Source organism: Bradyrhizobium sp. FW305-F6, from assembly GCF_058782905.1.
The window spans coordinates 931,607-944,541 of record NZ_JBYSYD010000001.1 but is presented as its reverse complement, the minus strand read 5'-3'; the positions used below and the strand labels follow the sequence as shown (position 1 = coordinate 944,541).

General features: G+C 65.3%; 12 protein-coding genes. 10 read left to right on the top strand and 2 right to left on the bottom strand.

All coding sequences use genetic code 11. From position 1 onward, the window contains the following. Positions 1–55 precede the first annotated feature (55 nt). The 10 genes from denD to AC3WLX_RS04590 all read left to right on the top strand — a co-directional run bounded on the left by denD (position 56) and on the right by AC3WLX_RS04590 (position 8,645). Entirely contained in the window at positions 56–1,042 is a 987-nt protein-coding gene (gene denD, locus AC3WLX_RS04635) for a D-erythronate dehydrogenase (RefSeq protein ID WP_492334868.1), read from the top strand. Between the two features lie 24 nt (positions 1,043–1,066). After that, positions 1,067–2,029 carry a sugar kinase gene (locus AC3WLX_RS04630; RefSeq protein ID WP_492334867.1) on the top strand — a complete coding sequence of 321 codons (963 nt, stop codon included), beginning with the start codon at positions 1,067–1,069 and terminating at the stop codon, positions 2,027–2,029. A gap of 38 nt (positions 2,030–2,067) precedes the next feature. Beyond that, positions 2,068–2,718 (top strand): bifunctional 4-hydroxy-2-oxoglutarate aldolase/2-dehydro-3-deoxy-phosphogluconate aldolase, encoded by a 651-nt coding sequence (eda, locus tag AC3WLX_RS04625; RefSeq protein ID WP_492334866.1) that lies wholly within the window; start codon positions 2,068–2,070, stop codon positions 2,716–2,718. 59 nt (positions 2,719–2,777) lie between these two features. After that, on the top strand, positions 2,778–3,947 hold the full coding sequence (locus tag AC3WLX_RS04620; RefSeq protein ID WP_492334865.1) for an acetyl-CoA acetyltransferase: 1,170 nt from the start codon (positions 2,778–2,780) through the stop codon (positions 3,945–3,947). A 173-nt stretch (positions 3,948–4,120) separates the two neighbouring features. Next, the gene (locus AC3WLX_RS04615) at positions 4,121–4,327 is read left to right on the top strand and encodes a hypothetical protein (protein WP_291622445.1); all 207 of its coding nucleotides are present in this window, start codon (positions 4,121–4,123) and stop codon (positions 4,325–4,327) included. Positions 4,328–4,440: 113 nt separating this feature from the next. Next, a complete protein-coding gene (locus AC3WLX_RS04610) occupies positions 4,441–5,640 on the top strand; it encodes a CaiB/BaiF CoA transferase family protein (RefSeq protein ID WP_492334864.1) in 1,200 nt (399 codons plus the stop codon). Between the two features lie 147 nt (positions 5,641–5,787). Continuing rightward, complete coding sequence (locus AC3WLX_RS04605) at positions 5,788–6,924, top strand: thiolase family protein (protein ID WP_492334863.1); 1,137 nt, start codon at positions 5,788–5,790, stop codon at positions 6,922–6,924. Next, positions 6,921–7,280, top strand: a complete 360-nt coding sequence (locus tag AC3WLX_RS04600) for a Zn-ribbon domain-containing OB-fold protein (protein ID WP_492334862.1) — start codon at positions 6,921–6,923, stop codon at positions 7,278–7,280. The genes AC3WLX_RS04605 and AC3WLX_RS04600 overlap by 4 nt, the downstream gene beginning before the upstream one ends. A gap of 509 nt (positions 7,281–7,789) precedes the next feature. Continuing rightward, positions 7,790–8,317, top strand: a complete 528-nt coding sequence (locus AC3WLX_RS04595; RefSeq protein ID WP_492334861.1) for a carboxymuconolactone decarboxylase family protein — start codon at positions 7,790–7,792, stop codon at positions 8,315–8,317. 25 nt (positions 8,318–8,342) lie between these two features. Next, a complete protein-coding gene (locus AC3WLX_RS04590) occupies positions 8,343–8,645 on the top strand; it encodes a nucleoside triphosphate pyrophosphohydrolase family protein (RefSeq protein WP_291622438.1) in 303 nt (100 codons plus the stop codon). Positions 8,646–8,766: 121 nt separating this feature from the next. Here the strand turns inward: AC3WLX_RS04590 and glsA are convergent, their stop codons facing one another. Together glsA and AC3WLX_RS04580 are read right to left on the bottom strand one after the other, a co-directional pair. Beyond that, on the bottom strand, positions 8,767–10,614 hold the full coding sequence (gene glsA / locus AC3WLX_RS04585) for a glutaminase A (protein WP_492334860.1): 1,848 nt from the start codon (positions 10,612–10,614) through the stop codon (positions 8,767–8,769). Between the two features lie 21 nt (positions 10,615–10,635). Continuing rightward, positions 10,636–12,711, bottom strand: a complete 2,076-nt coding sequence (locus AC3WLX_RS04580) for a TRAP transporter permease (RefSeq protein ID WP_492334859.1) — start codon at positions 12,709–12,711, stop codon at positions 10,636–10,638. Positions 12,712–12,935: the final 224 nt, after the last annotated feature.

Here is a 12,935-nt window from a genome sequence, read left to right as displayed (position 1 = left end):
TGCCGGAGGCGCGTGAGGGCCGGCGCGCTCCGGCCAATGACAAGGAGTTGAGCTCTTGCACATTCTGGTTCTGGGCGCCGCCGGCATGGTCGGCCGCAAACTCTGTGAACGGCTGCTGCGCGACGGCCGGCTCGGCAAGAGCGACATTACCAAGCTGACCATGCATGACGTGGTCGAGCCGAAGAAGCCCGAGCAGGCCGGCTTCCCCGTCGAGACCGTCTCGGGTGATTTCGCGGTCGCCGGCGCGGCCGAGAAACTGATCGCCGGACGCCCCGACGTAATCTTCCATCTGGCCGCGATCGTCTCAGGCGAAGCCGAGCTCGATTTCGACAAGGGCTACCGCATCAATCTCGACGGCACGCGGATGCTGCTGGATGCGATCAGGCTCGCGGGCGGCGGCTACAAGCCGCGCGTCGTCTTCACGTCCTCGATCGCGGTGTTCGGTGCGCCGTTCCCGGATGCGATCGGCGACGAGTTCTTCCACACCCCGCTGCTCAGCTACGGCACCCAGAAGGCGATCGGCGAATTGCTGCTCGCCGACTATTCCCGCCGGGGCTTCCTCGACGGCATCGGGATCCGCCTGCCGACCATCTGCATCCGGCCGGGCCTGCCCAACAAGGCGGCCTCGGGCTTTTTCTCCAACATTCTGCGCGAGCCGCTCGCCGGCAAGGAAGCGATCCTGCCGGTGTCCGAGGACGTCCGCCACTGGCACGCCACGCCGCGCTCGGCGGTCGGCTTCCTGCTCCACGCCGGCACGATGGATCTTGCCGCGGTCGGGCCGCGCCGCAACCTGACCATGCCGGGACTCTCAGCGACGGTCGGCGAGCAGATCGCCGCGCTGAAGCGGGTTGCGGGTGAAAAGGTCGCCGCGCGAATCAAGCGCGAGCCCGATCCCTTCATTGTCGGCATCGTCGGCGGCTGGCCGCGCAATTTCGATGCAAGGCGGTCGCGCGAGCTCGGCTTTACAACTGCCGAGACGACCTTCGACGACATCATCCGCATTCACATCGAAGACGAGCTCGGCGGCAATTTCGTCGCCTGACCTCTGACTGAGCGGGCCCTGGTGATGGTGAGCGTTGCTTGCATCGGCGAGTGCATGGTCGAGCTCCGGCAGGCCCAGGGCGGTGCGTCTGCCGGGCAGGGGCAGGGCGGCGGCCTGTACTCGCGCAGTTTCGGCGGTGACACCCTCAACACCGCCATCTATTTGGCGCGGCTCGAGGTCAAGGTCGACTATTTCACCGTGCTCGGCGACGATGCGCTGAGCGACGAGATGATCGCGGCCTGGATTGCGGAAGGCGTCGGCACGCGGCGCGTCCTGCGGCTGCCGGGCAAGCTGCCCGGCCTCTACATGATCCAGACCGATGCAAAGGGTGAGCGCCAGTTCTTCCACTGGCGCGACAACTCGGCGGCACGCCAGCTGATGAGTCTGCCGGAGACCGACGAGCTGCTCAATTCGCTGATGAGCTACGATGTCGTCTATCTCTCCGCCATCACGCTCTCGATCTATGATGCGCCCGGGCGCGACCGCCTGTTCGCAGCGATCAGGCGCGCGCGGCTGCTGGGCACCCGCTTTGTGTTCGACACCAATTTTCGCGCCCGCGGCTGGCCCGATCGCGACGTCGCCCGCGAGGTGTTTGCCACGGCATTCACCGCCGCCGACATCGTGCTGACCTCGGCCGAGGACCTGCTGGCGCTCCATCCCGGCGAGAGCAACGAGCAGCTGATGGCGCGCATTGCGAGCCCGGAGCTGGTGTTCCGCCTCACCGAGCCGGTGAGCCTGTTGCGCTTCCCCGGCGGTACGAGCGAGGTCCGTGCCGAGCCAATGGTCGATACCACTGCCGCCGGCGACAGCTTTGCCGCGGCCTATATCGCGGCGCGCCTCGCCGGCGCCGAGCCGGTCGAGGCCGCCCAGGCTGGACATCGCCTCGCCAGCCTCGTGATTTGCTATCCCGGCGCCATCATTCCGGGCTATGCCATGCCGCCGAAGAAGCGGCACCGGCCGGCGGCCTCCCGCCAGGCCACCAAGTGAACGCGACCAGTCAACGCGACCAAGCGAAATCGAGACCTATGACCACGGCTGCCCAACAGAACCACCTCGTCGCGCTGTTCAAGGCCGCGATCGTGATCCCCGTGCTCACCATCGAGCGCATCCAGGATGCCGTGCCGCTCGCCCATGCGCTGGTGGCCGGCGGCGTCCGTACGCTGGAGGTGACCCTGCGGACATCAGTTGCGATCGAGGCGGCGCGGGCGATCATGGCCGAAGTGCCCGAGGCCATCGTCGGCATCGGTACGATCCTCAATCCGGCCGACTTCACCCGTGTGGAGAAGCTCGGCGTCGCCTTCGCCATCAGCCCGGGCCTGATCCCTGATCTCCTCAAGGTCGCAACCGACAGCTCCTTGCCCTTCGCGCCGGGCATCGCCACCGCCTCCGAGCTGATGATGGCGCTGTCCCACGGCTTCGACGTCGCGAAATACTTCCCGGCCGAGCCGGCCGGCGGCATCAAGGGCCTGCGCGCCCTGGCCGGGCCGTTTCCGAGCGTACGGTTCTGCCCGACCGGCGGGGTCGGCGAGGCCAATGCTGCGACCTGGCTGGCCGAGCCCAACGTGGTTGCGGTCGGCGGGTCCTGGCTGTGCCCAACGGCCGAGATCCGGGCCGGGAACTGGGCCGGCATAACTGCCATCTGCGAGCGGACCGTCAAGGCGCTGAAAGCCGCGTGAAGTCTTGCCGTCCCTGGGCTAAGACTTAGCTCAGGAAGAGCTTCCAGGGAGAAATGACCATGACCGCCAGCATCGTCGGATGGGCGCATACGCCGTTCGGCAAGTTCGACACCGAAACCGTCGAAAGCCTCGTGACCCGCGTGGCAAATGAGGCGCTGGCGGATGCCGGCATTTCGGCCGGCGATGTCGACGAGATCGTGCTCGGACATTTCAATGCCGGCTTCTCGCCGCAGGATTTCACGGCGTCGCTGGTGCTCCAGGCCGACCCAAACCTGCGCTTCAAGCCCGCGACCCGCGTCGAGAACGCCTGCGCCACCGGCTCTGCCGCCGTTCACCAGGGCCTGCGCGCGATTGCCGCAGGAGCGGCCAAGGTCGTGCTGGTCGTCGGTGTCGAGCAGATGACGCGGACGCCGGGTCCGGAGATCGGCAAGAACCTGCTCAAGGCCTCCTATCTGCCCGAGGACGGCGACACGGTCGGCGGCTTCGCCGGCGTGTTCGGCAAGATCGCCAGCTCCTACTTCCAGAAGTACGGCGACCAGTCCGATGCGTTGGCGCTGATCGCGGCCAAGAACCACAAGAACGGCGTCGCCAATCCCTTCGCCCAGATGCGCAAGGATTTCGGCTTCGACTTCTGCCGCGCCGAGAGCGAGAAGAACCCCTACGTCGCCGGCCCCTTGAAGCGGACGGATTGCTCGCTTGTGTCCGACGGCGCCGCTGCGCTGGTGCTGGCCGATGCCGAGACCGCCAAGACCATGAGCAAGTCGATCGGCTTCCGCGCCACCGCGCACGCCCAGGATTTCCTGCCGATGAGCAAGCGCGATATCCTGCAATTCGAGGGCTGCACCGTTGCCTGGCAGCGCGCGCTGAAGAAGGCCGGCATCACGCTGTCCGATCTCTCATTCGTCGAGACCCATGACTGCTTCACGGTCGCCGAGCTGATCGAATACGAAGCGATGGGCCTGACGCCGAAGGGGCAGGGTGCCCGCGCCATCAAGGAGGGCTGGACGCTCAAGGACGGCAAGCTGCCGGTCAACCCGTCGGGCGGCCTCAAGGCCAAGGGTCACCCGATCGGCGCCACCGGCGTCTCCATGCACGTGATGACCGCGATGCAGCTCGCGGGACAGGCGCCCGAGGGCATGCAGCTCAAGAACGCCAAGCTCGGCGGAATCTTCAACATGGGCGGCGCTGCCGTCGCCAATTACGTCTCGGTACTGGAGCCACTGAAGTAGGGTTGCGTAGGGTGGGTTAGCCGAAAGGCGTAACCCACCTCCTTTGTCTCCGCGGGGACGGCTTCGGTGGATTACGCCTGCGGCTAATCCACCCTACGACCCTTGCGCTAGATCATGGTGGGTCGGCTTCGGCCCGCCTTAATGCTCCTGATTTGGTTTGCAGGGAATGCATCATGAGCACTGACTACGAAGATTCGCTGTCGATGGACGCGCTGAACGATCGCATCGCGATCCTCGAGGACAATATCCGCCAGCTCATCGAGCAGGCCGCGGCCGCCTCGGGCGAGCAGAGCGAGTCGCGCATCGCGGACCGCCTCAATCAGCAGAACGATGAGCTCGAGCGGCTCCGGAAGATCCGGGAATCCCGCCAGAAGAAATAGCGGCCGACGATGCATGCCGCCATACGCCGCCCGCCCTTGCGCGCGCGGCGGCGCTGCCGTTAGCTGGACCGAAATCGCGAGGGCAGTTGGCCCCGCGCAATCGGGAGCGAAGGATGGGGCCGCTGAAGGGCATCAAGGTCATCGACATGACCACCGTGCTGATGGGCCCCTATGCGACCCAGATGCTCGGCGATTACGGCGCCGACATCATCAAGGTGGAGTCGCTCGACGGCGACGTCACCCGCCTGATCGGCCCCATGCGCCACGCCGGCATGGGTCCGGTGTTCCTCAACACCAACCGTAGCAAGCGCTCGATCTGCCTCGATCTGAAGAAGCCCGCCGGCCGTGAGGCCGTGCTGAGGCTGCTCAAGGACGCCGACGTGCTCGTCTACAACGTCCGCCCGCAGGCCATGGCGCGGCTTCAGCTCGGCTATGACGTCGTCTCCGCCATCAACCCGCGTCTGGTCTATGCCGGCGTGTTCGGCTTCGGCCAGGACGGGCCCTACGCCGCAAAGCCCGCCTACGACGACCTGATCCAGGGCGCCACCGCGTTGCCGGCGTTGATGGCTCAGACCGGCGACGGCGTGCCGCGTTACGTGCCGAACGCGCTGGTCGACCGCATCGTCGGCCTCACCGCCGTGGGCGCGATCTGCGCCAGCCTGGTGCACCGGGACCGCACCGGCCGCGGCCAACGCGTCGACATCCCGATGTTCGAGACCATGGCGGGATTCGTCATGGGCGATCACATGGGTGGGCTCACCTTCGAGCCGCCGCTCGACAAGGGCGGCTATGCCCGCCATCTCTCGCGCGACCGCAGGCCCTACAAGACCGCGGACGGCTATCTCAGCGTCATCGTTTACAACGACAAGCAATGGGAGAACTTCTTCAAGGCGACCTCGCGCGATGACCTCCGCGCCGATCCCAAATTCGCGACCTTCGCCGGCCGCGCCGCCAACATCGATATGGTCTACGCCGAGCTCGCGCGCATCTTCGAGACGCGCAGCACGGCCGAATGGATCGAGCTGCTGACCAAGGCGGACGTCCCGGTGATGCCGATGCACGACCTCGCCTCGATCCTGCATGACGAGCACCTGGAAGCGACCGGGTTCTTCCCGGTCGTGACCCATCCGACCGAAGGCCCGATCCGCAGCATGAAGGTGACGGCAACCTGGTCGGAGACCGAGGCCGAGCCGGTGCGGCTCGCGCCGCGGCTCAACGAGCACGGTGCGGAGATTCTTCGTGAGATCGGCTATTCCCAGGACGAGATCGCCGCCATGGTCCGCGACGGCGTCACGCGCGCGGCGCCGGAGTAGGGGGAGTGAAATGACCACAATTCTCTCATCCGTCATTCCGGGGCGCGACGAAGTCGCGAGCCCGGAATCCTTTTATCCTCCGCACATGCCGCTCGATGGATTCCGGGCTCGGCCCTTCGGGCCGCCCCGGAATGACGAGGAGCAGAGATGAGCTTAATCACCGGCGTCGGCCTCACGCCGTTCGGCAAGCACGAGGGCTCGTCCTCGCTCGACCTGATGAGCAAGGCCGCGCAACTCGCGCTGAATGATGCCGGCCTCAAGCGGAGCGAGATCGACGGCATTCTCTGCGGCTACTCCACCGTCTCGCCGCACATCATGCTCGCCACCGTCTTCGCCGAGCATTTCGGCATTCGCCCTGCTTACGCCCACGCCGTGCAGGTCGGCGGTGCTACGGGCCTCGCGATGACGATGCTAGCGCATCACCTCGTCGAAGCAGGCGTCTGTCGCAACGTGCTCGTCGTCGCCGGCGAGAACCGGCTCACCGGGCAGAGCCGCGATGCCTCGATCCAGGCGCTGGCGCAGGTCGGCCATCCCGATTACGAGGTGCCGCTCGGCCCGACGATCCCCGCCTATTACGGCCTCGTCGCCAACCGCTACATGCACGAATACGGCGTGACCGAAGAGGACCTTGCCGAGTTCGCCGTGCTGATGCGCGCCCACGCCTGCACCCATCCCGGCGCGCAATTCAACGATCCCATCACGGTCGCCGACGTCATGGCCTCGAAGCCGGTCGCAATGCCGCTCAAGCTGCTCGATTGCTGCCCGGTCTCCGACGGCGGCGCGGCGTTCGTCATCAGCAGCGAACGGACCGGGGAAGCGAGCGTGCGCATCCGCGGCTGCGCCCAGGCGCACACCCACCAGCATGTCACGGCCGCGCCAGGCCTCGGCGAACTCGGCGCCGAGATCTCCATCGCACGTGCCAGGGAGGCCACGGGCCTTGCGATCTCCGACGTGCGCTATGCCGCCATCTATGACAGCTTTACGATCACGCTCGCGATGCTGCTGGAAGACCTTGGCCTTGCAGGCCGGGGCGAGGCGGCCGCGCGCGTCCGATCAGGCCATTTCGGCCGCGACGGCGCCATGCCGCTCAACACCCACGGCGGTCTGCTCAGCTACGGCCATTGCGGGGTCGGCGGCGCCATGGCGCATCTGGTCGAGGCGCATCTGCAGATGACGGGGCGGGCGGGTGCCCGCCAGGTCCGTGATGCCTCGATCGCTCTCCTGCATGGCGACGGCGGCGTGCTGTCGTCCCACGTCAGCATGTTCCTGGAGCGGGTGCGATGAGCGAGCGTCTTGCGGACTGGACCAAGGGCGAAGAGGCGATCACGTTTCAGGCCTGTGACGCGTGCGGTCATTTGCAGTATTTCCACCGCGCCTTCTGCGCGGCCTGCGGCGCATCTGATCCGCGCGAGCAACGCGCCAGCGGCAAGGGCAGGGTGTATGCGACCTCATTGGTCTGCCGCGCTGCAACGCCCGAGACGCGGGCGCACGTGCCCTACAACATCCTTCTGGTCGATTGTGCCGAGGGTTTTCGCATGATGGCCCATGGCGACGATGATCTGGCCATCGGCGATTCGGTCATCGCGAGCTTCAAGCCGTTCGCCGGAAAGTTGGTGCCGTACTTCATGAAGGGCCGATAGCGGGGATCCGTCATTCGGGGGCGGTCATGCGACCGAGCCTGGAACGGGTATTCTGGGCTTGGCCCGCCGGGGCCGCGCTATGCGCGGTCCCGGGAGGGCCCCCCCGGAATGACGAAAACGCTAAAACGCGAACTCAGCGCCCGTAGAACAAGATGCTGGCGATGACGAGCATCGCCGTCACCGCCAGCATATGCGCGAGCGCTCCCGAGGCGGCCCCCTTGGTGGCTTCCTTCATGCCGCTTTCTCCCTAGACTTGGGCGTGACTCGTCGATGCGCGGTGAAGCGCAAAGCCGGCCAATTGTTTTTACTCGGAACACCCCATTTCTCGAGTACTCACCGCGATCTGTCCCCACGCGGCGAATATCGATTGTCTCAGGGTCGATCAGCAATGCGGCGGCAATTTGACTCGATGATGTTGCTCCTGCGTCGGCGCGGGAATAGAGTTTCGAGAGCCTGTCGCCGGCAACGACAAAAAGCATCAAAAACTCAGGGAAACCTTCAGGAAAATCATGGCCCGCATCGATTACAGCGACACCTCCAAGGCCTCCGACCGCACCCGCGAAATCCTCGACAAGAACCGCAACGCCAACATCTTCCGCATGATGGCGCATTCGCCGAGCTATCTCGAGCAGTATTGCCGCCTCGGCGGCGCTATCAGGCACAAGGGCGAGCTTGACCCGATCGTGCGCGAGCTTGCGATCACACGCACCGGAATCTTGTGCGAGGCGCCGTACGAGATCGTCGCGCACAAGCGCATCGGCAGCAATGTCGGCGTCACCGACGAGCAGAACGAGGCCCTCGAGAACTGGCAGGCAGCGTCCTGCTTCAATGAGGTGCAGCGCGCAGCGCTCGCTTTTACCGACGAGGTCGTGAAGCTGAAGAAGCCGACCGACGCGACCTTCAAGGCGATCGCATCAAAACTGACGCCGGGCGCATTGGTCGAGTTGCAGCTCTCGGTCGGCTTCTACATCATGACGTCGAAATTCCTGGAGACGTTCGAGATCGATCTCCAGCCTGTCACGGAAGTGGTGGGCTGATTCAAAACTTGCCGCGAGGATGCCCATGACGATCGATGAATATGCGGCCTGGGCCGCGAGCATTGCGAAAGTCGATCAACATCCGTCCAACGAGCGGCTGTCCTACCTGGGCCTAGGCCTTGCCGGTGAAGCCGGCGAGGTCGCCGAGCACATCAAGAAGCTCTTGCGCGACGATTGGCTCGACAAGGCGGGTCTCATCGAAGAGCTCGGCGATGTCGTCTACTACTGGGCCTGCCTGTGCGCCGCCACCGGCCAGCAGCCATCCGCGCTGCTCGACGCCAGCGCCGCCAAGATCAAGCGACGTATCAGCGAAGCCGCGAGCCGGTAGTGTAAGCGTGAGTTGGGAACTCCGGCGTCATGGCCGGGCTTGTCCCGGCCATCCACGTCTTGCCAAGCGGTACGAAGAACGTGAATGCCCGGGACAAGCCCGGGCATGACGACTTCGTTCATTATGTCGACGTCAGGATATCCACCTTGGCATTGGCAACGATCAGGCGGTCCGCGAGCAACTGAGCCAGGTTGCGCATGATGCATTCGCTGGCGCGCGGATGCTGCTTGCGGAAGCGTTCGAAATCCTTCAGCGGGACCTCGAACGCGGTGGCCGCCATGTCGGCGAACACGTCGGCAGAACGCGTTGTCTCCAGCAGCGCCATCTCGCCGAACGCCATGCCGGCGGTGAGGGTCGCAAGCCGTATGCCGTCTGGCAAGGTGACGTGCACCGCGCCGCTGCGCAGGAAAAACAGGGCATCGGCAGGATCGCCGGTCGTGAGAATCTTCGCGCCGGACTGATAGGTCCTGATGGTGCAGAGCGAGGCGAGATCGGTCAGCTCTTCCTCGCTCAGCCCCGTCAGCAGGGGCTGTTCGGCAAGCTCGGTGGTCTCGTGAAAATCGATCGAGCCGCCGTAGCGATAGACGATCTGGTCTTCGGCCCATTCGATCGCTGTATCCAGCAGATAGAAATCGCGCACGTTCTTCAGCTCGGCGGTCCATTCGCGCAAGGTGTTCCATTCCTTGGAGGCGCGCCGGACGCCCGACAGCACGACGGTCACGTTCAGTGCCGCTAGCTCCTCGAACGCCTCGGCGACCAGCCGCGCGCCGGCGCGCGTCGTCGAGGTTACGCGGTGCAAATCGAAGATCACGAATTGCGGCCACGGCCGGCTGGCAAGCCGGCGCGAGACGTAGTCGACCGCAGACAGGGACAGCGTGCCGACCAGCTCGATGATCCGCACCTCCTGTTCGTGTGCCGCCAGGATCTCGCGCTCCTGCGGGCGGCGCACGCGGCGCGACGGGCTCTTGCCGATATCGTAGTCGGCGATGACGGCGTTGCGCGCGTCGTCGCTGCGGTTGAGCATATGCAGGTCGTAATGCGAGGACAGGGCCTCGCAGACCTTGATGCCGCGCACACTGTTGCCGTGCTTGTCGAGCTTTGGCGAATAGCTGCCGAGGCCGAGACGCGCGGGCAGGGCGGCCAAAATGCCGCCGCCGACGCCGCTCTTGGCGGGAATGCCGATCCGGTAGATCCACTCGCCGGCATAATCGTACATGCCCGACGAGGTCATCACCGAGAGCGTGCGCGAGATCGCGTAAGGTGTCAGCACCTGTTCGCCCGTTACCGGATTGACGCCGCGATTGGCGAGCGTTGCCGCCATGACCGCGATGTCCCGCGCGGTGACCAGCACGGCGCATTGGCGGAAATAGACGTCGAGCACGCCGGCGACGTTGTCCGAGATGACCGCGTTGGTCTTGAGCAGATAGCCGATGGCGCGGTTGCGGTCGCCGGTCTGGCTTTCTGACGCATAGACCGCCTCGTCGAGCACGAGATCGCGTCCGGCAAAGCGGCTGAGCGCACTGCGGATCTGCTCGAAAGCGTCCGCGCCCTTGCTGTCGTAGATCAGTCCGGTGCAGGCGATCGCGCCGGCATTGACCATCGGGTTGAACGGATGGTTCTCGGAATTGAGCCGGATCGAGTTGAAGGGATCGCCCGAGGGCTCGACGCCGATCGCGCTCTCGACCTTGCCGGCACCGAGCAGGTCCAGCGCCAGCGCGAACACGAAGGGTTTTGACATCGATTGGATGGTGAAGGGCACCCGGCTGTCGCCCACTTCATAGACATGCCCGTCCAGCGTGGCGAGGCTGATGCCGAAATAGGCAGGGTCGGCCTTGCCCAGCTCCGGAATGTAGTCGGCGACGCGGCCTGAGGTCTCGGCGGAAAATTCGCTCAGGCAATTGTCCAGAAACCGCAGCAAAGGCGGCTTCGACCGGGTCCAGGCGGTTGCGAGAGGCGAGAGCGGTTTCATCGCCTCTCTTGTGCAACGCAATCAGGGCACGCGCAACCCGTCCGGCATGACTGGCTGGCGCCGGAGCAGGAGAAGCGCGATCAGGATCGTCGGCAGCAGGATCGCAAGGCCCAGCAAGGTCACCTGCATCTGCGACAGCGGCATGATGCCGCCGCCGGGTGTGGCCACCACGAAGCCGCCGATCACCAGCAGCACGCGGATCGGCCATTCCAGCGCGCCGGCGCCACGGAGGTTGCCGACGAAGGGCTGGTAGCCCTGGATGCCGCCGCAGATGAACAGCGTGCCGAACGCAGCAAGCCCCATCAGGCCGAGAGCTGCCAAATAGGGATTCGGTCCTTGCAGCACCAGCGCCGGATTGAGCACGAAGAAGAACGGCAGGAAGTAGATGATGCTGCCGACCCACATCGATTCCCACCCGGTCTTCATCGCCGGCGACCCGGCAATGCCTGCGGCGGCAAAGGAGGCGATCGCGACCGGCGGGGTGATCGACGACAGCATGCCCCAGTAGAAGATGAACATGTGCACGGCCATGCGGTTGAGACCGAGCTTCTCCAGCGCCGGCGCAACCAGGATGGCAAGGAAGATGTAGCAGGCCGTCGTCGTCAGCCCGAGGCCGAGAATGAGGCTGGTGAGGGCGCACATGCCGAGCAGCAGGAAGGCGTTGTCGCCGGCGATGTGCAGGAGGTCGTTGGCGAGGCTCGACACCACGCCCGTCATCGAGAACGCGCCGATGAGGAGGCCGCAGCCGGCGAGGATGCCGACCAGCTCGACGAACGTGCGCCCGTTCACCTCCAGGAACTTGCCGATGGTGGCAAGCGTCCAGCGCGTGTCCCTTGAGAAGAGCTGGTTGAGCACCAAGAGGAGCGCGGTGGCGTAGAACGGCGCGTGGCTCTCGCGCTTGAAGTAGAGCAGCATCACGATCAGAAGCGCGATGACGAAGACGTAGTACCAGCCGTCCTTGATCGTATCCATGATACGCGGCAGGTCGGCGCGCGGAATGCCTTTCAGCCCGTGACGCGCGGCATAGGCGTCGACCTGCATGAAGAGGCCGGCATAATACAGCACGGCGGGAATGATTGCGGCGAGCGCGACGTCGGCGTAGCTGACGTTGAGGAACTGTGCAATCACGAACGCAGTCGCGCCCATCACCGGCGGCGCCAGCACCGCGCCGGTCGAGGCGCAGGCCTCTATAGCTGCCGCATAGGAGGCGCGGAAGCCGCTCTTCTTCATCACCGGGATGGTCATGGTGCCGGCGGTGAGCACGTTGGAGATGATCGAGCCCGACATCATGCCGAGCAGGCCGCTGGCGAAAATACAGACCTTGGCGGCACCGCCGCGGAAGGTGCCGCACAGCGCGAAGGAGAGGTTGATGAAGAATTTTCCGGCTCCCGTCATCATCAGCGCGGTGCCGAACACAAGGAAGCCGATCACGGTGTCGGCAAAGGCCTGAATGGGGATGCCTAGCAGGCTTTCGCCTGACAGCACGTGATAGGCGGTCGCTTGCTCCAGTGTCGATTGCGTGCCGCGGAACGGTCCGAGCCAGCCGGCTTCAGCGAACAGCGGGTAGACCGTGAAGGGAAAGACGCTCAGCAGCAGGCTCCAGCCGCCGGTGCGTCGCAGCGCCTCCATCAGCATGGCCCACATCACGAGGCCCGCGGCGATCACGGCGGTCGGCGCGCCGCCGAATTCCCAGCCGGCCTCCGCGGCCTTGCGCACGTTCGACATCAGCATGATGGCCGCGGCGAATGTCGCGACGAACAGGACGAGATCGTACCAGGGAATGCGATCGAGCGGGGCGCGCTCGGTGCCCGGAAAGATCAGGAAGGTGAAGGGCAGCATCAAGGCGATCAGGAGGTAGAAATACTCCGTGTTGAGCTGGGTATAGCCGATGAAGAAGCGCAGCGAGAATTGCTGGTTGATGCAGAGTAGGATCGTCGCGGCGGTCGCTGCGACGAGCATCCAGCGCCAGAGACCGCGCAAGGTGCGGACGCGCGTGACTTCGGCTTCCTGCATGTTGCCGGCTGCGCCATGGGGATCGTCGAACACGACGCGCTTGGGCTCGTCCTGCGGGGCGGTGGAGGTGGAAGAGGACATCATTGATCCCGCGCGTGGGCTATTGTGCAGATCGGGCGAACGACAGTTGTTTGAATCGCTCGCGCCGCGGGCGACGAAACCTCTCCCGCTTGCGGGAGAGGTCGCCGCGAAGCGGCGGGTGAGGGTTCTCTCCTCTGGGGGAGTCCCACCGTGGAGACACCCTCTCCCCAACCCTCTCCCGCAAGCGGGAGAGGGGGCGCAGCTCCCTCGTTGCGACGATCAATGTC

Coding starts and splice junctions, on each gene's coding strand:
- AC3WLX_RS04630 (WP_492334867.1), top strand. CDS start 1,067: ATGGTGAGCGTTGCTTGCATCGGCGAGTGCATGGTCGAGCTCCGGCAG.
- eda (WP_492334866.1), top strand. CDS start 2,068: ATGACCACGGCTGCCCAACAGAACCACCTCGTCGCGCTGTTCAAGGCC.
- AC3WLX_RS04620 (WP_492334865.1), top strand. CDS start 2,778: ATGACCGCCAGCATCGTCGGATGGGCGCATACGCCGTTCGGCAAGTTC.
- AC3WLX_RS04615 (WP_291622445.1), top strand. CDS start 4,121: ATGAGCACTGACTACGAAGATTCGCTGTCGATGGACGCGCTGAACGAT.
- AC3WLX_RS04610 (WP_492334864.1), top strand. CDS start 4,441: ATGGGGCCGCTGAAGGGCATCAAGGTCATCGACATGACCACCGTGCTG.
- AC3WLX_RS04605 (WP_492334863.1), top strand. CDS start 5,788: ATGAGCTTAATCACCGGCGTCGGCCTCACGCCGTTCGGCAAGCACGAG.
- AC3WLX_RS04600 (WP_492334862.1), top strand. CDS start 6,921: ATGAGCGAGCGTCTTGCGGACTGGACCAAGGGCGAAGAGGCGATCACG.
- AC3WLX_RS04595 (WP_492334861.1), top strand. CDS start 7,790: ATGGCCCGCATCGATTACAGCGACACCTCCAAGGCCTCCGACCGCACC.
- AC3WLX_RS04590 (WP_291622438.1), top strand. CDS start 8,343: ATGACGATCGATGAATATGCGGCCTGGGCCGCGAGCATTGCGAAAGTC.
- glsA (WP_492334860.1), bottom strand. CDS start 10,614: ATGAAACCGCTCTCGCCTCTCGCAACCGCCTGGACCCGGTCGAAGCCG.
- AC3WLX_RS04580 (WP_492334859.1), bottom strand. CDS start 12,711: ATGATGTCCTCTTCCACCTCCACCGCCCCGCAGGACGAGCCCAAGCGC.